Here is a 22,281-nt window from a genome sequence, read left to right on the forward strand (position 1 = left end):
TTACATCTTTTGCAACAGTCCTCTATCTTTAATCCACTTGTTGTCTTAATATTTCAACAGGCATGACTTTTGCTATTTTTGCCCTTACTAAAAATCTTGAAAGCAGAAATACAACAAGGAGTATTATAAATGTTGATAGGACGCTATTTATGCTCAAATCAAGACTCATGGCAAAATCAATGTCCTTTGTCACCGCATTCATGAAGCTATCCATCGTTAATTTTGAAAGAGGAATTCCTGTTATAAATCCAACCAAAAATGAGATATAATTAAAACCAAGGACCATCTTAAAGATGCTGTTCTCCTTATATCCCAACATTTTCAAAATCCCTATGTTCTTTTTGTTCTCATTGATAGTTAAAGTAGACAGAACATACACAATCAAAAGAGCAAGAATTGCCGCGATAAGCGCCATGACCCCTATAGTTTTCGACAGGTCTTCAGCTGACGCCTTTATTGTAGTGAGAAGCTCGGATTTTGTATATCTTTCGAAAATCAAATTTTCTGGTATGTTCATTTTTTCTTTCGAAAATATTCCAACGTATTCACCGCTGTCATACCCAAAAAGCCTGTTAAAACTTTCAAGCTCCATATATCCATTATTGCCAACAGGAAGATCAGCCACTTTGTATACTTTTAAAGTATATTCCTGGCCTGTAAACTTGTTCTTTATTTTAATCTCATCTCCCTCATTTACCCCAAGCTTGTTTGCAAAAGGTTTTGATATGATAAGCTGGTCTGAAATAGAAATTTCCTTTCCTTTTTCATCATACAGCTTTATCATATCGGAATTGCTTTTAATGCCGTAAATCATAATGCTTGCTTTTGTGCCCTCAACATCAAAAGCCAAAAGATTGTAAGGCTCTGCAGAGTCTTGCAGATTAATTTCAGGATGTTTGGACGCAGAATTCAGCATATAAAGGTAGTTATATCTGAAATTCTCATTATAAGCTTTTTCAATTGCTACGATAATAGAGTCTTTTGCTGTCATTCCATACATCATAAGTATTGTTGCAAAAATTATACCCACTATTAAAATCAATTCTCTTGCAAAATGTCTCCATCCATACTTTAGCATTATCCTTGTTTTAAATTCAAACCTATCGAAAAACTTCATTGTGGGAAGCTTGCCAAACTTTATTTCATCAATTCCATGAAGCACCTGAACAATTGTCAGCTTGAGAAAGTTTCTAAGAGCAAAGTATCCTGAAAGAAATATGAATATTGCTGGAAGCAGTAATGCAACAAATACATGCTGCCATGGAAAGAAACTTGTCAGCTTTGGCAGAGTAAAGTATGACCTGTAAAACTCTGCAAAGGGGTACGCCCCAAAATATCCAAGCAAAATACCAATAACCGAACCAAAAAACCAAATATAGAGCGGAAATCTCATGAAAACTTTAAAAACATCTTTTTGCGTATATCCCATTGAATAGAGTGTGCCGATCTCTGCGTGCATGGTGTTTATTACCCTTCGCATGACAATAAAAAGTATAAACGATGATACAATAATTATAAAAAGGCTGATAGGCAGAATAATTTTCTTTGCGTTTTCAACCTTCATCTCTGTGTAGATTATCCTTGGATTTTGATCCCTTTCAACAAATTTTAAAAGTCCCCAGTTAGAGTTTATAAAACCCTTGAAATCCTCAATATTATCAACTTCCCCTTTATAGCTATAATAATGCACATGAGGAGCAGGAAACAGCTTTTGAACATCGCTTTTTAGCATCATAACCACGCCGAAGTGCTCGGGGTCTGGAAGCAAGTCTTGGTCGTTTTTGATAATGTAAATATAGTCAGGAAGGTACCCAATTCCGCTCACTTTGAACTTTTGACCCGAAATGGTTATCTCGTCATTTGTTTGATACTGATGAGCTTTGAAAAAGCTCGGGTCGAGCAAGACTTCGCCCTCTTCTGGCATCTTTCCTACTCCTATATAGGGCTTGTTTATTTTGTCTGAAATTGAAAATATTCTCAAAGTAATCCCATCTTGCTGAGTCTCGTAAAAAAGCCTTTCTTCAAGGTCGATTTCAAACTTGTCTTTCAAAAGTCTTTCATCTACCTCTTGGGATGTGATAAAATACCCATCTTCCTGGACATAGTCTCGTTTAAACATTTCGTAATTCTTGCTTATATCATCCATTGACACAGCAAACAGGGTATACGTCATTGATGCAATTGCCACAAGCATTATAATAGAAAAAAATTGCAAAAAATCTCTTTTTATAGTCCTTAAAGGAATTTTTTTAATTACCATCACCAGGTCACCTCCTGGGCAGAGATTTTCTGAGAATTTTCAGAAAATTCAACAAGCCTGCCCGACCTCAATCTCAGTGTCGCATCAGCCATTCTTGAAATGGCAAGGTTGTGGGTGATGATTAAAATAGTTGTGCCAAATTGCCTGTTGACATCTTCCAAAAGCTTTAATACAAGTTTGCTGCTTTCATAGTCGAGTGCGCCTGTTGGTTCATCGCACAGAATTAGCGCAGGATTTTTGACAACAGCCCTTGCAATTGCTACTCTTTGCTGCTGGCCGCCAGACAATTCAAATGGAAATTTGTCTTTTTCAGAGTATACGTCCATCATCTTCAACACCGTGTCAACATCCAAAGGATTTTTGCTCAAAGCCGCACTTGCCAGCACATTCTCATATACCGTAAGGCCATTTATGAGGTTATAAAACTGAAATACAAATCCAACATAATCCCGCCGATAGTCAGCAAGCCTTTTTTGGTCCATTGCTGTTATCTCTTTGTTATCCACAAAAATTTTACCCTCTTCTGCCCTATCAAGCCCTCCAAGAATGTTAAAAAGCGTTGTTTTGCCCGAGCCTGAGGGACCGATCACAGTATAGATTTTCCCCCTTTCGAGCTCAAAACTGACTTCGTTTAATGCCCTGGTTTCATTCTTGCCCAATCTATAGATTTTTGAAACCTTTTCGGCTTTTATAAACATGGATTTTCATCTCCCTTAATTTTAATTCTATTATAATATTATTATGACTAATCAGTCATATGACTGTCAAGTCATACTTAATGCTCATCTTTTGCCAATTCCTTCTTTTAAAAGTTTTACAAACTGAGAAAGGGCATCCCTAAAATAGCTTATATCAAGGTCGAGGGTAGTTGATGATTGGCTCAGAGCCTGTTCGATTATAAACTTCTTCATATAAAAACTTGCGCCTTCCAGAAATATTCCTATTAGTAGCGGTGGTACGTCATCCCTTATATAACCTTTTTCTTGATTGTATTTAATCATTTCGAGCAGAAAATCCCTTGACTGTTTTAAGAACTTTTCGTTTATTTCATCCTTAAAAGGTGAGTCATGTGAAAAAAATGCCCTTTCAAGAAGCATGAACTCGTTCCTCAATTCCTTTATTGCAAGCCATACACCTTTTAATGAGTTTTCATAATAGTCTAATATGTTGGTGTGCACTATATCTAGCTTTTCAAGCAGTTTCAAAAACCTATCATAGGCAACCTCCAGAGCATAAAAGTACATTTCCTTTTTGTTCTCAAAGTACTGATACATACTCCCTTTTGCAGCATTGCTCTCTTTAGCAACCTCGGATATATCGACATTATAATAAGGTTTTTGTGAAAAGTGCTTTATAAGAGTATCTGTGATACGCTGTCTTTTTTCATCTGGAAGATTAAAAAAAGTCTGCTTTGGCATCGATATCACCTCAAGATTATTATGACTTATTGGTCATGAGATGTAAAGAAGGTTCGTTGTAAAATTAAATGCAACACCCAAAAAATTATAGAACCTAAGGGGTGGAATTTCTGAAAGCAGTAACTTTGAAAAAGGTGCACTCATTCCAAATAATGCTGCAGCAAGTATAGCCTGACCAATCGCAATATAATTGTTACTCTTTGACCTCACATAGCAACCTCCTTTACAAGAACAAATATAAAGCAAATAAATACACTGAACATCAGTCTTGCTATAATTATAAACTTAACAAAAACGCATAATTAAAAAAGCAACTTGAATTCCTGTCATCATTATACACTAAATTACATTTACAAAAATATCTTTATTTTAATGTCAGTCTTTACATTCTCTAAAAGCATTTATGCTAACAACTATTATAAAACTTCATTCTCATTTTATAGAACTTTAACGTTTATGAAACAACCTTTCTTATACCTTAATCCTTTAAATGCATTATATCAAACGAAAGAAGACCTGATAGGAAGCTATCGGATCTTTTGGATTTTCACCCCTTGTTTATTTTAACGTTGCACCATGTTATCATGCTCATTCCATAAACCATAGCTCATTATCATATGCCTATATTAACACTTGAACGATTATTCATATTTGTATTGACATATTTAAATTTGCATCATATAATTAAAATACGATATATGAATGTTTATTCAATTGTTCAGACAACGCATATGAAAGGAGGTGAAAAAATGAAGGAAAGAGACGAACTGGATAGATGCGATTGCAACGTTATCCATGAGGATGTTGTAAATGCCGTAAGGGAAAAAATGCCGTCTGAAGAAAATCTTTACGACCTTGCCGAGCTTTTTAAAGTATTTGGTGATACTACAAGGATAAAGATACTTTGGGCATTGGCAGAGTCGGAAATGTGTGTCTGTGACATTGCTGTACTGTTAAATATGACACAATCGGCAATATCCCATCAATTACGGATATTAAGGCAGGCAAGATTGGTAAAATATAGGAAAGAAGGTAAAATCGTATATTACTCGCTGGACGATGAACACGTTAAGCATATATTCGACCAGGGGTTAATCCATATAAACGAAAAGTATTGAAAGGAAGGGCTCTAAAATGAGTAAAAAAACAACAAAGGAAAGAAATATTACACGCTCAACCGAAAAAACACTTATACTAATGGGGTTAGACTGCGTAAACTGCGCAGGAAAGATTGAAGCTGAAACGAGAAAAATTGCAGGGGTAAAGTCGGCAAGCCTTGATTTTATATCTAAAAAACTGCGATTGGAAGTTGAAAACAAGGATGAGTTAGACAGCATTATAAGCCAGATAAAAAGGCTTGTCAAAGAAATTGAGCCAGAGGTTGAGGTTGTAGACAGCGAGGAACAGGACGTAAAGTGTGCTTGTGAGGATGATAGCAGTAATACAGCTTCAGACCTTGAAGCAAAAAACAGAAAGAAGGCCATACGATTGGGAATATCGAGCGCATTCTTTGCCGTCGCCCTTCTGTTTGAGTTTCCTTACTGGATAGAATTTTCGCTCTTTTTAATCAGCTATATCCTATCAGGTGGCGAAGTAGTGCTAAAAGCTGTTAAGAACATTACAAGAGGTCAGGTGTTCGACGAAAATTTCTTAATGACCATTGCTACGATAGGTGCATTTATCATTCAGGAATTCCCCGAAGGTGTAGCTGTTATGCTGTTCTACCAGGTGGGTGAGTTCTTACAGAATATAGCTGTAAATCGTTCTAGAAAGTCTATTGTAGCGCTTTTGGATATTCGTCCCGATTTTGCTAACCTAAAGGTGGGGGACGAAATTAAGAAAGTATCGCCCAAAGATGTTAAAGTTGGCGATATTATCGTGGTTAAACCTGGTGAAAAAATACCTCTGGACGGTAAAATCATTGATGGAAAGTCAATGGTAGATACCTCCGCATTAACTGGCGAGTCTGTACCAAGAGAGGTCGAGGTCGGAAATGACGTTTTAGCTGGCTTTATCAACATAAACGGTCTTTTAACGATTGAAGTTTCCAAAGAGTTTGGTGAGTCTACCGTTTCCAAAATACTTGATTTGGTACAGAACGCAAGCAGCAGGAAAGCCCCGACCGAAAACTTCATTACTAAATTTGCAAGGCGTTATACTCCTGTTGTAACAATAGCAGCAGCACTTATCGCTATCGTCCCTCCTCTTACTGTACCAGGGGCTACCTTTACAGATTGGTTTTACAGGGCAATGGTATTTTTAGTAATCTCCTGCCCTTGTGCGTTGGTCGTTTCAATCCCGTTGGGCTTCTTTGGCGGTATTGGCGGAGCATCTAAAAACGGTGTACTTGTAAAGGGCAGTAATTATCTTGAAGCGTTAAATGATGTAGATACGGTTGTATTTGATAAAACTGGTACTTTGACCAAAGGTGTGTTTAAGGTAACACAGATAAGCCCGCAAGGCAATGTTTCAAAGGATGAACTATTGGAATACGCCGCTTTTGCCGAGAGCTATTCAAACCACCCAATCGCCCTTTCGATCTTGAATGCTTATGGTAAGGAAGTAGCTAAAAACGAGGTTGAAAATTATGAGGAAATTTCAGGCCACGGAATAAAGGTAAAGGTAAGAGGAAGGACAGTCCTTGCAGGAAATGCAAAACTTATGGAAAAGGAAAATATCGCTTATGACAATACTGACGCTGTAGGCACAATCGTACACGTAGCGATAGACGGCGTATATGCTGGATTTATAGTAATATCCGATGAAGTAAAAGAGGACTCTGCCAACGCCTTGAAAGCCTTAAAAAGTATCGGTATAAGAAAGCTTGTAATGCTTACGGGTGACAGTAAAGCAGTAGCAGAAAAGATTGGCAAGCAGTTAGGACTTGATGAAGTCCATGCCGAACTTCTCCCAGACCAAAAGGTGGAAAAACTTGAAATGCTAGATAAGCAAAAGTCACCTAAAGGAAAGCTTGTATTCGTTGGAGACGGTATCAATGACGCTCCCGTGTTAGCCCGTGCGGATGTTGGCGTAGCAATGGGCGGTTTAGGCTCTGACGCAGCAATTGAGGCTGCCGACGTTGTAATAATGACCGACGAACCTTCAAAACTTGTAAGTGCTATAAAGATTGCCAAAAGGACACGCCGTATTGTATGGCAGAATATTATACTTTCAGTGGGTGTAAAGATTATCGTACTGGCGTTAGGTGCTGGTGGTATAGCGACCATGTGGGAAGCGGTATTTGCCGATGTAGGTGTTGCACTTATAGCAATAGTAAACGCAATGCGGGTTATGAAGGTAAATAGAGTTTGATATATTCTTACGTGTATAGGAGGATGATAACTAATGGAAAACAATATGAATCATTGCTGCTGTAGTGAAAACCAAATTGAAAATAAGAGCTATAAAAAAGGCAATTGTCCCGCATGCGGTAAAGAAGGAAATCTTGTAAAAAATTATACGGTCAAACACATTGTAGTAGAAGAACTGACTGAAGAAGTTGGCAGTTCGGATTATTACTTATGCATGAACGAGGACTGTGATGTCGTATATTACAGTTCCGATTCCAGCACCATATTTAATAAACAGCAGGTCAAAGTCCCCATATGGTTTAAAAAGGATGCCAATCCTAAATACGCCTGCTACTGCAGTCAGGTAACAGAAGAGCAGGTCATCAAAGCCGTAATCGAAAAAGGTGCAAAAAGCATGGCAGAGGCCTTAGAAATTACTGGAGCAATGAAAAACCCTCAATGCCGAGAGAAAAACCCTTTAGGCAAATGCTGCCATCAGATAATTCAAAATGCAATAGAAAAAGCCTTCAAAATTAAATCTGGAAGTTGAAGAAACGTTTAATATGGAAAGACTTTTTTCACTGAAAAACGTTAACCAAAAACAGTTTCCAAAGGTGCAGGATCAGGTTCAAGGAAAAAAGGGATAAGTGGTGTAAATCTCGTATTTTTCTTATAACTCCTACTTATCCCTTTTCCCTCCCAAATAGGATCACTTTTTCGCATGGGTGAGAGAAATAAATGGAAAATACATCCATAGCTTTCATTTAAAGTTTGTATGCTTTTACATAGGCACCTGCAAAGGCTCCATCAATAAAATCTATGTCTATTTTGCTATATACATCGCCTAAATTATTCTGTTTTGCAATGCCTTCTATAACTTCTTTGGTATATATATTTACTGGTGTTATTTCAATATCTTTAAACCCAACTTTTTTGAGTATTTCTTCATACTCTTTAACTGGTAATGCTCCTGCAATACAGCCAACCCACATTTCTACGCTCTGTTTTATATGCTCTGGTAAATCTTTAAGAAGGACAATATCAGCGATCGCCAGTCTTCCACCCTTCTTTAACACTCGGTATGCTTCTCTTAGTGCATCTTCCTTATTCTCACAGAGATTTATAACGCAATTAGATATAACAACGTCTACCGTTTCATCATCCAGAGGAATATCTTCGATATATCCTTTTATGAATTCTACGTTTTTAACTCCCATTTTTTCTTTATTCTTATTTGCTAATTGCAGCATTTCGTCGGTCATGTCAAGACCGTATACTTTTCCCCTATCGCCAACATATTTAGATGAAATAAATACGTCTATTCCGCCACCACTTCCCAAGTCCAAAACAACTTCACCCTCACGTAGATTCGCAAGCGCAACAGGGTTTGCACATCCCAATGATGCATTAACAACTTCCTCTGGCAATCCATCTACGAAATCATCTGTATAGAGATATGAACTACAACATGCTACATCACCGCAGCATGAAGTGTCACATCCGCATGAACTTTTTAAGCCAGCACTTATCTTCTTCGCTATGTCTCCATAATACGCCTTAACTTGTTCTCTAATATTATTTTTCATTTTGAAACTCCTCCCTACAACATTTATTTTTATTTACAGCTTCAATTAGCAACTTTAAACTATCAAGAACTTGCTCCCTTTTTTCTTCTGGGACAGAATTAAAAATCGCTTTATAATATCGATCCATACTTTCTTCAATATTCTTAAATACTTTCATTCCTTTATCAGTCAGTTTTATTTTTACATATCTTCTATCTTCTGGATGTAATTCTCTAATTACTAACCCGTCCTCAACAAGATTATTTATTGTCCTGCTCATCGTACTTTTATCTAATGCAAGTAATTCAGCAAGTTCACTTAATGAAACTTCTCCTGATCTCCCAATCTCTACAATGGCATGGCATTGAGAAATCGTAACCCCGCAGCAGTTTGCATCATTCTTTTCCAATATACCTAAGTTTCTTACCAATACTCGAATTAATTCATGCAAATAATCACTTGCCCGGTTTTCCATGTAATCACCTCAAATTAATTGTAATATGAAACTGTTGCATTTGTCAAGTAAAAGTCTAAGAAATTATTCTACGTTTTCTCTAGTTAAAAAAGAAAAGGGTGCATGAAGTTTCCTCTTCACTGCACCCTTTCTGTTCACTGCACCCTTTCTGTTTATTCTGTCAAATCTGGTTATTTTTTATCCTCTGTATCAAATCCTCTACTTTCTCTTTAATAATATCCCTTGTTCTTCTATAGTCTTCTATCGATCCACCTGACGGGTCAGCAATCCCCCAATCCTCCCTGTGCTTGCATGGTACATAAGGGCATTCTACATTACAACCCATAGTTATTAATATATCTACCTCTGCTGGAATATCACTTAATAGCTTTGGATAATGGCTGCTCATATCTACTCCTGCCTCTTCCATTACCTGCACCGCCAACGGTTTCACTTCAGGGTACTTTTCTGTTCCTGCAGAATATGCTTCCAATACATCACTTCCCAATTTCTTTGCCCAGCCTTCTGCCATTTGAGAACGGCAGGAATTATGGGTACATACGAACGCCACCTTCTTTTTCATCTGCTATACCCCTACTCCCTTCATTAATTTATTTAAAAATTCATTTAAACCAATGCCTCGTGCTGTTGGCTATCTTAACAAGGGTTAGCATAATGGGGACTTCCGTTAATACACCTACTATTGTAGCCAGTGCCGCACCTGATTGCAAGCCAAAAAGTGAAATTGCAACCGCAACGGCTAGCTCAAAAAAGTTACTTGCACCAATCATAGCTGCTGGTGCTGCAATGCTATGGGGCAATTTCCATGCCTTTGCCCATCCATATGCAATACCGAATATGAGAAAAGTCTGTATGGTCAATGGTACTGCTATAAGCAATATGTGTACTGGGTTATTTATAATTATTTCTCCTTGGAAAGAGAAAATAATAATCAAAGTAAGAAGTAATCCTACCATAGTAGTATTGTCAAACTTTTTCAAAAACTGGTTTTCAAAATTAATACATTAATTCTCTGGGAGGTAATAATGTTTTTCCGTATTTCTGCAATAATTTCACTATATTTTCCCAAATAAAACTCTAATCTGTGTGAAAAAAGTCTTTCCAAAATGGCGGCATCAAGGTTCAAGGAAAAAAGGGATAAGCGGCTTATTTCTCGTATTTTTAGAAGCCTCACCACTTATCCCTTCTATTTTTTGCTCCCTTATTCCTTAATCCTTTTCCCTTATCCCTTCTCTATCGGAATCACTTTTTTCGCATGGGGAAAAGGTTTAAATGAAATATACAACATTGTTAATTTAAAAAAAACCCTTTCCATTTCCCTCTCCTCAAACCCGCATGAATTCTACATGGGATTTTTTGGGAGGTAATAAAGTTTTTCTGGAATCTAACAAGTAATTCACTAGAATCTTCCAAATGCAATTCAATTTTGTGTCAATAAAGTTTTGCCAAAAACCTAGTACCAAGACTCAAGAAAAAAGGGATAAGGGGCTTAAATTCAGCATTTTTCTCAATTCTTACCCACTTATCCCTTCTCTATTTTTGAACTTGAGCCTTAATCCTTTTCCCTTCTCCTTTCTCTATCGGAATCCCTTTTTTCGCATGCGGAAAAGGTTTTTTGATAATATACACCAATCGGAATCACTTTTTTCGCATCTACTCAACCGTGACGCTCTTGGCAAGGTTCCTGGGCTTATCCACGTCACAGCCTTTGGCCACAGCCACATAGTACGCATACAGTTGAAGGGGTATGACCACCAAAACAGGCGCCAGAATATCATATACCCTGGGTATATATATTACCCTATCTGCTTCCTTTTCTATCTCGGTATCACCTTCCATGGCCACGGCTATGACAAACGCACCCCTTGCCTTCACTTCCTTTATATTGCTCAATGTCTTTTCAAACAATCCCTTTTGGGTGGCCAGGGCAACCACAGGTGTACCCTCTTCTATTAACGCTATAGTACCGTGCTTCAATTCCCCTGCAGCATAAGCTTCTGAATGGATATACGAGATTTCCTTCAGCTTGAGGGAACCTTCCATAGCCACAGCATAGTCCAGTCCCCTGCCCATATAGAATATGCTGCTGGCGTTGAATGTCTCATCCGCGCATCTCTGAATAATCTCTTTATCATCGAGTATCTCCTGAGCCAGCTCCGGCAATTTCCTGATCTCCTCAATTATCCGCTGGTATTCATCTGCTGATATTCTCCCCATCTTATCGGCAAAATCCAGCGCCATCATATACATGCATAAAAGCTGAGTGGTATATGCCTTTGTGGAAGCCACGGCAATCTCGGGCCCCGCCCATGTGTACACCACATGGTCAGCCTCCCTGGACACCGTGCTTCCCACCACGTTGGTGATAGCTATAACCTTGGCACCCACCTTTTTGCACATCCTCATGGCAGCCAGAGTATCGGCCGTCTCACCCGACTGGCTTATGATGATCACTATGTTGTCCTCATTTATCAATGGGTCCTTGTATCTGAACTCCGAAGCGATTTCGACGTCCACCGGTATCCTTGCCAACTTCTCAATTACATACTTGCCCACAACACCCGCGTGATATGCCGTTCCACAGGCGATGATTATAATCTTACCGGCCTTTTCAAGCTGCTCCCTCGTGACGTTCAAGTCGCTTAAGTTAACCTTCCCATCCACAATACGAGAAGCCATTGTATCCCTTAATGCCTTTGGTTCCTCATGTATCTCCTTTATCATAAAATGCTGGTATCCGCCTTTTTCAGCCGACTCCACATCCCACGTGACTTCAAACACTTCCTTTTGTACCTTTTTGCCATACTGATCTATGATTTCTACTGCATCCCTGCGGATTAAAGCTATCTCCCTGTATTCCAGCAGGTACACCCTTCTGGTATACTTCAATATAGCTGGTATATCCGAAGCTATATAGTTTTCACCATCCCCCAGGCCTATCACCAGCGGGCTGTCCTTGCGCGCAACCACCATACAATCGGGATGATCCTTAGCAATAACGCCCAGTGCATAAGAGCCCTCTATCTTGTCCAGCGTATTTCTAACCGCCTCTACAAGGTCTCCACGGTAATAATAATTGATGAGATGTGCAACCACTTCAGTATCGGTTTCCGATACAAAGACATATCCTTCCTTCTGAAGCCAATCTTTAAGCTTCATGTAATTCTCTATGATGCCGTTGTGGACTATTGCGATCTCCCCGGACTGATTGGTATGGGGATGTGAGTTGATATCGGAAGGTTCGCCATGGGTAGCCCATCTGGTATGGCCTATTCCCAGCGTCCCCTGAAGCTGGTTGGGGTCTATCCTTTGCTCCAGTACCGTCAGCCTTCCCTTTGTCTTGCTGATATTTATACAATGGCCGTTATGGACCGCCACTCCAGCCGAGTCATAACCTCTGTATTCAAGCCTCTTCAAGCCTTCAATTAGAATGGGCAAAGCCTGCTTATCTCCTATATATCCAACAATACCACACACCATGTATTCCTCCCATCACTACCAGTTAAAGGTTATTATATCGCACGATGAAAACCCTTGCTTAACAGCAAAAATCCACTTTCATTCAGCCTGCGTATTTAAATCATACAATGTATATGTTATCATAGGATACGGCCTAATACAATTTCCGAATTTAATTTTTAATGTCGCCTTCTCCCAATATGGCTCATAGAGTTATTGCCTTTCGGAACAGAAACTAAAAACTAATTATAAAAATTCCATATAATAAAACCTTAACCCCATCCCAAAATAAAAGCTTGAAGGCACATTTGATGCCTTCAAGCACTTCTTACTTGATGCATATATCAGCATTACACCACACCTTGAGCCATCATGGCTTCAGCCACCTTGATAAACCCAGCTACATTGGCTCCCACAACGAGGTTGCCCTCGTGTCCGTATTCTCTGGCAGCTGCGCTGATGTTCCTGTAAATATTGGTCATTATCTGTTTCAGCTTTGCATCTACCTCTTCAAAGGTCCAGGAATACCTCATGCTGTTCTGGGTCATCTCAAGAGCCGATGTAGCCACCCCGCCTGCATTGGCGGCTTTTCCCGGAGCAAACAGCACATTGTTACTTAAGAAGGTGTCTACTGCTTCAGGGGTGCACGGCATATTAGCTCCCTCTGCCACCGCAAAACAGCCATTGGCGACCAGCGTCTTTGCAGCCTTGCCATCCAGCTCATTCTGGGTAGCGCAGGGCAGGGCAATATCGCATGGAATTTCCCAAATGCCCGCAGGCCCCTCATGGTACTCCGCTCGGGGATGGATGTCTGCATACTCCCGAATCCGCTTTCTCTCCACTTCTTTCAGCTGCTTGACGGTATCCAGTTTGATGCCATCGGGATCAAACACATAACCATTGGAATCGCTCATCGCGATAACCTTGCCACCCATCTGCATCACTTTTTCAGCGGCATAAATGGCTACATTACCAGAACCGGATATCACCACTCTTGCTCCCTCAATGGACTTGCCCTTTTCTCTTACCATCTGGTCAGTGAGGTACACCAAACCGTATCCAGTAGCCTCTTTTCTCACAAGGCTGCCCCCATAGGTCAAACCCTTACCGGTGAGCACCCCTTCAAACGCATTTCTCAACCTCTTGTACTGTCCGAACATGTACCCGATCTCGCGAGCTCCCACGCCTATATCACCGGCCGGCACGTCGGTATCAGGGCCAATATGGCGGAAAAGCTCGGTCATGAAGCTCTGACAAAAGCGCATGATCTCACCTTCAGATTTGCCCTTGGGGTCAAAGTCGCTACCGCCTTTGCCACCGCCTATGGGCATGCCCGTCAGCGAATTTTTGAATACCTGCTCAAAGGCCAGGAACTTTATGATGCCAAGATATACCGAAGGATGGAAACGAATGCCTCCCTTGTAGGGGCCGATAGCGCTGTTGAACTGTACCCTAAATCCCCTATTTACGCGCACCCTTCCCTGATCATCCACCCAGGGTACCCTAAAGATGATTTGACGCTCGGGCTCCACCAACCTTTCAAGTATGCCCGCCTTAATATACTCCGGATGCCTGTCTAATACCACCTCTAGCGACTCCAGCACCTCGGTTACGGCCTGATGGAATTCCGGCTCACCGGGGTTTCGCTCGATCACTTGCTGTATTATTTCCTGCACATAAGACATATTCTGACCCTTCCTTTCCATTGCAAATATGTATACCACCTTGCAAGAAGGTGGATTTATACCGTCACCAAACCCGCATTGCCATAACGCAATAAAATGAACAGAATCTTGCATCAATAAAAAGGCTTTGCATTTTTAAACTCTTATCATTTCACTATATTATTCTAACTTATTCTAAAAATCATCAAAAATTATAGCACACAGGCTCTAATTTTTGCAAGCATTTCTTCCCGAATTTGCATTATTCCCGGTAGCCATCGCTGATAGATTTATCGATTTTTTACTTTATCAAGCTACATTTTAAGCAAATTAAGTTTGCAGCCAAACGGGTTTTAAAATGCAGAGATACAACCGTCTTCATAAAGATGATTTATCTACCGTAAACGATCTCGCCAAAGTGCTTGCTCAAAATATCCACCACCTCGCCATCTATCCGGTTATTTTTCACCTGCTCCCACATTATATCCATGGTCTCCTTCTCGCCGTAACCCGCCCGGTAAGGCCTATCTTCAGTTATGGCTCCAACCATATCGGCCACGGCCATCACCCTGGCCCCCAGGTCCAGGTCGCCAGCAGTCAGGTGAAAAGGATAACCGCTTCCGTCCAGGCGCTCATGATGAAACGCAGCCCAGTCCCGCACCTTGTCCATCACGTTCAGCCGGTCAATCAGGCAGTAAGTATAATATGAATGCTGTTTAATTACGCGGTACTCCCCGTCAGTCAGTCTCCCCTGCTTGTGCAGTATGGTATCGGGCACGGCCAGTTTACCCAGGTCATGCAGCAGACCTGCTATTTCCATAAAAAACAGGTCCTGTCCCCTCATGCCGCAAAACTCTGCCAGCCTTACGGCTATTGAGGCTATGCGCTGGGAATGCTGTGCCGTAAAGGGGCTCTTTCTGTCTACAATTCTTGCACACAGATACGAAAACTGCCGTATATCGCTTGCATCCATCTTGATATCCATTGAGGGAAAGCAGATGTGCTCCACCACCGGTTGATATTCATTCACGATATCCAGCCAAAACGATTCCTTTGTAGATAAATCTAGAAAGGCCTCAACCAACTCGGGATTAAACATAGAACCTTTATAATTTAAAATGGTATTCACGATGTCCTCTACCTGTTCCAGCACAAGCCTGTTTGGCCTGATCAGCACTTCAATTCTATCAGCCAAATGAATGATTTGAGCCTCCAAAGGAACATCTGGCAAACTGCTATGTATCTCACAATAGTCGGTGTGGTGATAAAGTATGAAAGGTTTGATGCCTTTAAGCAGATCCACGGTTTCAACCAAATCAGCGCCGTCACGGCAATGGGGCCATAAAATCTCTTTGTCCAAGCGAAATTCCCTTGCCTTTTCCTTTACCCTGAAAGACTCTATGCCTATATCGTGCAAGTATGATGCAATCACAAGGTCAGTAGGGTCATGACCCGGCCTTACCTGTTCAAACAGACGAAAAGCGATATATGCCACCCTCTGCCCATGGTGGTGCGAACCCCTCTCCATGAGGTCAACGGCACAGGCAAGCATCTCGGCAAAATCTAGAAGGTTAGCTGTAAATTCCAAAAAACTCACCCCATCCATTTTTATCTGACGCTCTTTAACAGCGTATCAAGCTGCTCTTTGGCCTGTTCCAGAGTGGTAGGTACTGTTATATTATAGCCCTTTTCTTTAAGGTGTGTAAATAGGTCAACCAGGATAGGCGGTTCAAGATGTGCCGCCTCCAATATATCCCTCTGGATAAACACCTCATAAGGACTTCCCTTGGTGACTATCTTGCCATCGTATATCACGTACACCGTATCGGCTATATAAGGTACCAGGTTTACATCGTGAGTGGTAACGATCAGCGTAGTGCCATTTTCCCGGTTTAGCTGATTCAGTAGGTCCATCATCTCCCTCTTGGAAGCAGGGTCCAGACCGTCAAACGGCTCATCGAGTATCAAAAGCTTCGGCGACATGGCTATCGCGCCTGCCAGGGCTACCTTTTTCTTCTGCCCACCACTCAGGTAATGGGGTATCTTGTGCAGTATATCCTGGATCCCAATCCTCTTTGCGACCGCCATCACGCGCCTTTCTACCTCTTCCCTGCCCAGCCTCTCATTCCTTGGCGTGAACGCAATATCATCGTACACCGTTGGCCCTATTATCTGCTCATCGACGTTTTGGAAAACCACCCCTATATTTCGCCGCACCTGTCGGAAGTGCTTATGCGGTTGCAGCCCCATCACCTTTACCGAGCCCTCAACCGGCGCGAGCAGCCCCAGTATATGGGAAAGCAATGTGGTCTTGCCGGCACCGTTGGGGCCCAAGATGACCACCCTCTCGCCAGAATGCACCACAAAATCCAGACCGCACAGTGCCACCTGCGTGTTATCCGGATAGATGTGCTTTATGCATCTTACTTCTACCAAAGCCCCCACCTTATCACCGCCCCAACTACGATAAATGCAGAGAGGATAATGACCACCCCGTCAGGGTAGCCCAGTTTCCACCATCTTCGCGTTATCGGAATGCCACCATCATATCCCCTGAGCAGATATATCTTGTACATCCTTTCGCTCATCTCAAATGAATGCAATAAAATCAGCCCAACTGCCGCCGCCATATTTTTGAGGTTCATGGCCAGGCTAAAAGGATGGTATCCGCCCTTCATCTTTATGCTGCGTAACAGGCTGTCCACCTGGTCAATCAAAATAAAAAAAGAACGGTATGTAAATAAAAATATGTCCACCAGCAATCCAGGCAAATACGCCGACAAAAATGCAAAAATCTCCACCCAGGGCGTGGTTGCCAGCAAAAACAAGGTCACAAGAGCAGCCCCCGTCCCTTTAAATACCACTAAAAGCCCCGATGCCCATGACTCCTGGAATTTAAGCAGAGCAAAAAGCAGGCTGAAAAAAACCGGATAAAACAGCAGGTGCACTATTTCCTTAAATCTCACCCTGGCCATCAGATGCAAAATCAGCAGAATTACCATCAGCACTCCCAACGCAAGGACATCGCTGCTGCCAATGACCGCGCCGAGCAGGCACAGCATCATCAATAGCTTTGAGGGCACGCCTGCACGGTGAAATACGCTGGTACCGCTGCTGGCCATCTGATCTATTGCTGCCAAATGCACCCCTATCCCTCCTCTACCTATCCTTATCGGGTACAGGGTTTATTATATCGGGCCGCACCTTCATAAAGAAGCTTACCACCAAAGCGGTTACTACGCTTTCCAGTATAATGCCTAAAAACAGCACGGCCATCACGGCAGCCCATCCTGCTAAAGCTACTCCTCCAAAGATATATTCCGTATCGTGCCGGTGCGGTTTCTCCGCCTCATGGCCGTCAACACCATCCTCTGCGTGGTACCCTCCATGCAAAATGCCTCCCCCTGACTGTATATCTACCACTCCAATTGAGCTTAAAAACAGGATCATGAGGGCAGTGGACAGCAAAAGGGCTACTGCCGTTGATATGATGGCTGAGGGCACGCTGCCAAATTTACCCCTCAGCAACCTGAAGGCAGCGCCACCGACCAGCGCTTCAACCCCTATGATCAACGTATTTAAGCCCATCACAGTGATTCCCCCGTGTCCCAAAAGAGCCAGAATAAAATTGACCACGAAGACCACTACGAATCCCAATCCGGGGCCCATCAGCATGCCGGCCAGAGCGGCAAAGTTCATATGAAAGGGTATAAACCCCAGAGGTACCGACATGGTGATGAGCATAACCGCTGCCATCATGGCCATTTCGGGTATTTTGCCTCGCACCTTTTCCATGTTCAGCCTTTTCAGCACGGCAAACACCACTATCAGGCTAATCAGGTATCCAGCTGCCCACCAGATAGCGGGAACGACCCCATCGGGCAAATGAACATGGCTCATACAGCGCCCTCCCGTACTTGGAATTCCCTTACTACCCCTCTAAAGGCTAATTGCAAATAATTTGCATTTGCTTTACCATTATATGCCTCGTCTTTTAGTTTGTCAAGTACGGCGTAGATTATAACCAGAAAGTTCAATCAGTACAAATTACACAAAAATTTCGCTTATTTTTATCAAATCTTGCTGTATATAAAAATTCGCCAAAATTGTATAATTAATATATGATTTTATAGTATGTGTACAATAGATAACAAAAGAAAATTTTCAAGATATGATGCTACTATTAGTGTTGGCTGAAAGGAGAGTTGTGCCAGTGCAAGTACTAAATTACCAACAAAAAGAGGTATTAGATGACATTGAAGAAGTATTGTCCATATTAAGACGGAAAAACAGGTCGGTACGTCCCCGTGCGTTTTTGTGGAGCAAAGTAAGCGACGAGGTACACCGGCAAATCCTTTACATGGTAGCACAGGAGCTCAATCTTCCCAGCCCTCGATTCATCGCTTCAAAGGACCTTGAAAAACATAGATTCAAATTTCTGGATAATCAGCCATTGAATGGATTGTATTCATATTATAAAAACAGGGTACCCAGAAAAGAGGGAGTTCACGTTATCACCAACATATGTGACCAGCTGGGCATTCCGCCGGTATCCGAGGACGAATGGATTAGTTATGTCAGCACGCACAACATCTTCTCCTGGGGTAACATCCCCAAGGAGGCAAAGAGGAAAATATTGCTTATGGCCTGTCAAGAGCTGGGGTACCCCCATCCCATTTACATCAAAAACGATGATTTTTCGCATAAGTTCAAGTTTTTAAACGGCAAAACCCTCACGGGGTTCTATAACTACTTCAAAAGCATCTCGCAGGACATAAGGGGCAGCGTCATAAAGAACATGTGCGACATGCTGGATATCGAGATCACTGAGCAGGACTGGATAACCTACATCACCGACCAGTCAATAAGCGTGTTTTGGGACGTCATCCCCCATAAAGTCATAAGGGATTTGCTGTTTAAGGCGGCACGAAAACTCGGCTACTCCAACCCCAGGATGATGTCGTCTGATGATTTGAAGGTGGGTCTGGACTTTTTAAACGGCATGTCGCTGTACAGTTTTGCCTCCAGGTTTTTCGGCTTAAACAGAGGCGGTATGCGCAGCATCGACTTCATATGTGACGTCTACGGGGTGCCCGAGCTGACCTTTGAAGAATGGCTGCACTTTATCTCCCATCAAAAGAATTTCAAATGGGAAGCGGTGCCCAAGCCCTACCTGGCAAAGATACTGTTTATGAAAGCCAAGGAGGAAGGCAAATCCAACCCACGGATGCTGAAAGCCGAAGATTTTTCCAAGCCCGCGGCTTTTTTAAACAACAAAACCCTGACCAGCCTATACACCTACTACAGCATCCTTGCCTTCAACAGCGGGAAAGACACCATAACCTTTATGTGCGATGACCTGGATATCCCGCCACTGAACATCGAAGAGTGGGTATCCCAGATCGGCGAACCAAATTCCAAAGTTACATGGGAATCGGTCCCAAAGGAAATCGCCAGGGAGATACTGTACAGGTGTGCGCAGGAGCTGGGGTTTAAGAATCCCCGTCTTATGGGTTATCGGGATTTTTGCTTGACGCGTTTTGAATGCCTAAATGGCAAGACGCTATCAGGGCTTTATTCATACTACAGCTTAAGGGTGCCTTCTGACGAAACCCCGGTTGTACAGTATATATGCGATTCGCTGGGAGTAGAAAAACTGACGGTAAACGAGTGGATCAACCTGATAGCCAACTCCAACATGTGCAGGTGGGAAAGCGTTCCCTTGAAGGTACAGAGGGAAATAGTGATGCGGGCAGCCATTGAAATGCAGGTGTTCCATCCCCGGCTCATGGGTACAAAGGAGTTTGACTCGGTGGAGCTCAAATTTTTGAACAACAAAACTTTGAGCGGCCTATATTACCACTATGCCGCCAAGCTCAATGACCCTGAGCAGCAGGTCACCGAGTTTATATTCAACACCCTGAATATACCGAGAATAGATATCAACCCCAAGACCGGAAGGCTGGCCACCACCGATAACATGTCCCACCGAAAATATTTTGACAGCTTGGCCAACATAAAGGCAGTTGTCAACGAATACTTAAAGAGATTTGACCTTAAAAGCCTTTGTAGGAAACATACTTTTATCAATAACGCCAAGAAAGCCGGGATCTACAAAAAAGGGTTGGTCACCGTACTGGCCCCCATGAATCGAAAGCAGTATATCGATTTTCTTTACGAAATATTAAAAGCCGTACCCAGGGACTGGCTGGGCCTTAGAAAACCTCGTAAAGGGGACTACAGGCTGCTGAAATCTGACCTTTACAAGCTGGCGGGTATCGAAGGACCGACAGAGGAATCGGTAAATAAGATAAACTTCGCAAAACCTGAACTGGTACAGCTTAAAGACAAAAAAACCGTCATTGAAGAGCTAAACGTCTACAAGAGAATCCTGGATATAAAAATAAGGAAATTCCACGACATGAAGTGCATCTTCCTGGTAGAATTTGGGAACTCGTTCATATTCCAGATAGAGACAGCACTTTTCCCCGGTGAGGTACTCACCTCAAATACTGGATACGAGTTCGAAGTGGTTGAATGCCGAGAGCACAAGACCAACGAGGGCTATATCATAGAGCTAAAACCTTTGGAGCCCGTCACCGAAGACGAAGTAGCACAAATCAAGACTTTTACCAGAAGCTCCAACGACGCCATACTCCTAAACTACCTTGAAAACTTAACGCGCCAGATAGAGGATGGTACGCTCTCCCCTCTTATGGCAGTGGTATTGGGGCTTGAGAAGGAAGCGCCCCTGTCATGGGAGGATATAGACACGCTTCCCGACCACGCCTACCACAACAAAAGCCTGCTGTCCAATCAGGCTCAAAAGCAGGCAGTGGCTCTAGCATGCGCTTTGGACGGCGTCAACCACGTGCTTGAAATAGTGCAGGGTCCGCCAGGTACAGGCAAAACCACGTTGATAAAGGAGATTGCACTGCAGTACTACCATGCCGGCAAAAACGTGCTCATACTTGCCAAGACCAACGTGGCCGTGGACAACATACTTGAAAAATTGATAGAGGACAAGGTGCGGGTGCTGCGAACCGGGAACAACATAGAGTTCAAATCCACCCTGCCGTATGCCCCCACCGTCTCAACCTCCAATCCGGCTTATATGGCCAGGCTCAAGGGCACCAACAAGATCGTATTGGGTACACCCCTGGGCTTTTACCTTGACAGAAACATGGAACCTGAAAATTACGATATAGTGATCATAGACGAGGCTTCACAGATGGACGTGCCCGAGACGCTGTTCAGCCTGGGATTTGCAAACAAGGGCGTGATAATCGGGGACCACATGCAGATACCGCCCTTCCCCATCCAGAACGAGGTTCTGCTGGAGTACGACCCCCATATGGACCTTTATACCAGCGAGGAGCTGCAGAAAAGCCTATTTGAAAAGCTGATAACCGATAAACACCGGTTTAACTCCGTGTTCCTGGATATAAACTATCGAACCGAAAACCCAAAAATGGTGTCCTTTATTTCAGAGCTGATATACGATGGAAAGCTTTATCCCAATACCGACTCGCTGTACTACAAAATACCCCAGCAGAAAAGAGACCAGCTATTTCCCGACAACCCTATAGAAATCATCGATACCTCGGAGTTTTTGGATCCTCAAACCCGAGCTGAAACTGAAGAAAACTCGACTTATTACAACATGAGCGAGGCCATGCTGTCGGTCAAAAAAGTGCTGGATCTGCTAAAATCCGGGGAAAGGCTGGAGGACATATGCATCATTACGCCCTATAAGGCCCAAACCGAAAAGCTGAAAGAGGTATTTAAAGCAAATTCAAAGTATTTTTCCAGCTTTAACTGTTCGCTGGAGGATTTCGTTGAGCACAACATCTACACCATCGACTCCTTCCAAGGCCGAGAGCAGGAAAACGTCATAATCAACTGGGTCCGAAGCAATTATAGCGGGCCCGGCACATATACCCGTACAGGATTTTTGAGGGATTACCGCAGAATAAACGTCGCGCTATCCCGTGCAAAAAAGCGGCTCGTACTGATAGGCGACTTTGCCACGCTGACCAAATCCGAAAACATGAGGGTTCAGTATATATTCTCAAAAATAAAGAGCATAAACAGAGAGGAAAAAATAGTACTATAATTTCGAATTTTGGGGAATACTAGAAGGAGAGATT

Annotated in this window: 18 protein-coding genes and 1 pseudogene; 5 read left to right on the top strand and 14 right to left on the bottom strand. The window is 42.4% G+C overall.

What is annotated here, in order from left to right:
- Nucleotides 1-28 precede the first annotated feature (28 nt).
- The 4 genes from BM241_RS03245 to BM241_RS12355 all read right to left on the bottom strand — a co-directional run bounded on the left by BM241_RS03245 (nt 29) and on the right by BM241_RS12355 (nt 3,888).
- Complete coding sequence (locus BM241_RS03245; RefSeq protein ID WP_092282028.1) at nt 29-2,260, bottom strand: ABC transporter permease; 2,232 nt, start codon at nt 2,258-2,260, stop codon at nt 29-31.
- Entirely contained in the window at nt 2,260-2,958 is a 699-nt protein-coding gene (locus tag BM241_RS03250; RefSeq protein ID WP_092282029.1) for an ABC transporter ATP-binding protein, read from the bottom strand. The genes BM241_RS03245 and BM241_RS03250 overlap by 1 nt, the downstream gene beginning before the upstream one ends.
- An 84-nt stretch (nt 2,959-3,042) precedes the next feature.
- On the bottom strand, nt 3,043-3,678 hold the full coding sequence (locus BM241_RS03255; RefSeq protein WP_092282030.1) for a TetR/AcrR family transcriptional regulator: 636 nt from the start codon (nt 3,676-3,678) through the stop codon (nt 3,043-3,045).
- 33 nt (nt 3,679-3,711) lie between these two features.
- The gene (locus BM241_RS12355; protein WP_156925129.1) at nt 3,712-3,888 is read right to left on the bottom strand and encodes a hypothetical protein; all 177 of its coding nucleotides are present in this window, start codon (nt 3,886-3,888) and stop codon (nt 3,712-3,714) included.
- Nucleotides 3,889-4,427: 539 nt separating this feature from the next.
- Here BM241_RS12355 and BM241_RS03260 point away from each other — a divergent pair.
- The 3 genes from BM241_RS03260 to BM241_RS03270 are packed head-to-tail and all read left to right on the top strand — an operon-like array spanning nt 4,428 to nt 7,518.
- Entirely contained in the window at nt 4,428-4,796 is a 369-nt protein-coding gene (locus BM241_RS03260; protein WP_025748357.1) for an ArsR/SmtB family transcription factor, read from the top strand.
- 16 nt (nt 4,797-4,812) lie between these two features.
- Entirely contained in the window at nt 4,813-6,990 is a 2,178-nt protein-coding gene (locus BM241_RS03265; RefSeq protein WP_092282031.1) for a heavy metal translocating P-type ATPase, read from the top strand.
- Between the two features lie 33 nt (nt 6,991-7,023).
- A complete protein-coding gene (locus BM241_RS03270; RefSeq protein WP_242948237.1) occupies nt 7,024-7,518 on the top strand; it encodes a Csac_0668 family 2Fe-2S cluster-binding (seleno)protein in 495 nt (164 codons plus the stop codon).
- Between the two features lie 214 nt (nt 7,519-7,732).
- On the opposite strand, the gene arsM is transcribed toward BM241_RS03270, so the two are convergent.
- From arsM to BM241_RS12740, 4 genes and pseudogenes are all read right to left on the bottom strand, one after another.
- Nucleotides 7,733-8,554 carry an arsenite methyltransferase gene (arsM, locus tag BM241_RS03275; protein ID WP_092282032.1) on the bottom strand — a complete coding sequence of 274 codons (822 nt, stop codon included), beginning with the start codon at nt 8,552-8,554 and terminating at the stop codon, nt 7,733-7,735.
- Entirely contained in the window at nt 8,544-9,008 is a 465-nt protein-coding gene (locus BM241_RS03280; protein ID WP_025748361.1) for a MarR family winged helix-turn-helix transcriptional regulator, read from the bottom strand. The genes arsM and BM241_RS03280 overlap by 11 nt, the downstream gene beginning before the upstream one ends.
- Before the next feature lie 160 nt (nt 9,009-9,168).
- Nucleotides 9,169-9,570 (bottom strand): arsenate reductase ArsC, encoded by a 402-nt coding sequence (locus BM241_RS03285; protein WP_092282033.1) that lies wholly within the window; start codon nt 9,568-9,570, stop codon nt 9,169-9,171.
- 40 nt (nt 9,571-9,610) lie between these two features.
- A pseudogene (locus BM241_RS12740) lies at nt 9,611-10,003 on the bottom strand (arsenic resistance protein); the annotation flags it as partial.
- A gap of 111 nt (nt 10,004-10,114) precedes the next feature.
- Between BM241_RS12740 and BM241_RS12185 the strand changes: the two are divergent.
- Complete coding sequence (locus tag BM241_RS12185; protein WP_143094043.1) at nt 10,115-10,375, top strand: hypothetical protein; 261 nt, start codon at nt 10,115-10,117, stop codon at nt 10,373-10,375.
- 286 nt (nt 10,376-10,661) lie between these two features.
- Here the strand turns inward: BM241_RS12185 and glmS are convergent, their stop codons facing one another.
- The 6 genes from glmS to BM241_RS03325 all read right to left on the bottom strand — a co-directional run bounded on the left by glmS (nt 10,662) and on the right by BM241_RS03325 (nt 18,031).
- A complete protein-coding gene (gene glmS, locus BM241_RS03300) occupies nt 10,662-12,485 on the bottom strand; it encodes a glutamine--fructose-6-phosphate transaminase (isomerizing) (RefSeq protein ID WP_092282054.1) in 1,824 nt (607 codons plus the stop codon).
- 332 nt (nt 12,486-12,817) lie between these two features.
- A complete protein-coding gene (gdhA, locus tag BM241_RS03305; RefSeq protein WP_025748366.1) occupies nt 12,818-14,152 on the bottom strand; it encodes an NADP-specific glutamate dehydrogenase in 1,335 nt (444 codons plus the stop codon).
- Nucleotides 14,153-14,522: 370 nt separating this feature from the next.
- Entirely contained in the window at nt 14,523-15,719 is a 1,197-nt protein-coding gene (locus BM241_RS03310) for an HD-GYP domain-containing protein (RefSeq protein WP_177206079.1), read from the bottom strand.
- A 20-nt stretch (nt 15,720-15,739) separates the two neighbouring features.
- The gene (locus BM241_RS03315; protein ID WP_092282036.1) at nt 15,740-16,576 is read right to left on the bottom strand and encodes an energy-coupling factor ABC transporter ATP-binding protein; all 837 of its coding nucleotides are present in this window, start codon (nt 16,574-16,576) and stop codon (nt 15,740-15,742) included.
- The gene (locus BM241_RS03320; protein WP_092282037.1) at nt 16,561-17,277 is read right to left on the bottom strand and encodes an energy-coupling factor transporter transmembrane component T family protein; all 717 of its coding nucleotides are present in this window, start codon (nt 17,275-17,277) and stop codon (nt 16,561-16,563) included. The genes BM241_RS03315 and BM241_RS03320 overlap by 16 nt, the downstream gene beginning before the upstream one ends.
- A gap of 13 nt (nt 17,278-17,290) precedes the next feature.
- Nucleotides 17,291-18,031 carry an energy-coupling factor ABC transporter permease gene (locus BM241_RS03325; RefSeq protein WP_025748370.1) on the bottom strand — a complete coding sequence of 247 codons (741 nt, stop codon included), beginning with the start codon at nt 18,029-18,031 and terminating at the stop codon, nt 17,291-17,293.
- A gap of 313 nt (nt 18,032-18,344) precedes the next feature.
- On the opposite strand from BM241_RS03325, the gene BM241_RS03330 reads away from it, so the two are divergent.
- Nucleotides 18,345-22,247 carry a DEAD/DEAH box helicase gene (locus BM241_RS03330; protein ID WP_177206080.1) on the top strand — a complete coding sequence of 1,301 codons (3,903 nt, stop codon included), beginning with the start codon at nt 18,345-18,347 and terminating at the stop codon, nt 22,245-22,247.
- The last annotated feature ends 34 nt before the right edge of the window (nt 22,248-22,281 follow it).

The sequence above is a fragment of the Caldicoprobacter faecalis genome, from assembly GCF_900115765.1.
Lineage (GTDB): Bacteria > Bacillota > Clostridia > Caldicoprobacterales > Caldicoprobacteraceae > Caldicoprobacter > Caldicoprobacter oshimai.

Excerpts from the sequence above, each read along its gene's own strand:
- BM241_RS03245 (WP_092282028.1), bottom strand. The coding sequence starts at position 2,260 with ATGGTAATTAAAAAAATTCCTTTAAGGACTATAAAAAGAGATTTTTTG.
- BM241_RS03280 (WP_025748361.1), bottom strand. The coding sequence starts at position 9,008 with ATGGAAAACCGGGCAAGTGATTATTTGCATGAATTAATTCGAGTATTG.
- BM241_RS03270 (WP_242948237.1), top strand. The coding sequence starts at position 7,024 with ATGGAAAACAATATGAATCATTGCTGCTGTAGTGAAAACCAAATTGAA.
- BM241_RS03325 (WP_025748370.1), bottom strand. The coding sequence starts at position 18,031 with ATGAGCCATGTTCATTTGCCCGATGGGGTCGTTCCCGCTATCTGGTGG.
- BM241_RS03285 (WP_092282033.1), bottom strand. The coding sequence starts at position 9,570 with ATGAAAAAGAAGGTGGCGTTCGTATGTACCCATAATTCCTGCCGTTCT.
- gdhA (WP_025748366.1), bottom strand. The coding sequence starts at position 14,152 with ATGTCTTATGTGCAGGAAATAATACAGCAAGTGATCGAGCGAAACCCC.
- BM241_RS12185 (WP_143094043.1), top strand. The coding sequence starts at position 10,115 with ATGGCGGCATCAAGGTTCAAGGAAAAAAGGGATAAGCGGCTTATTTCT.
- arsM (WP_092282032.1), bottom strand. The coding sequence starts at position 8,554 with ATGAAAAATAATATTAGAGAACAAGTTAAGGCGTATTATGGAGACATA.
- BM241_RS03260 (WP_025748357.1), top strand. The coding sequence starts at position 4,428 with ATGAAGGAAAGAGACGAACTGGATAGATGCGATTGCAACGTTATCCAT.
- BM241_RS03255 (WP_092282030.1), bottom strand. The coding sequence starts at position 3,678 with ATGCCAAAGCAGACTTTTTTTAATCTTCCAGATGAAAAAAGACAGCGT.
- BM241_RS03250 (WP_092282029.1), bottom strand. The coding sequence starts at position 2,958 with ATGTTTATAAAAGCCGAAAAGGTTTCAAAAATCTATAGATTGGGCAAG.
- BM241_RS03265 (WP_092282031.1), top strand. The coding sequence starts at position 4,813 with ATGAGTAAAAAAACAACAAAGGAAAGAAATATTACACGCTCAACCGAA.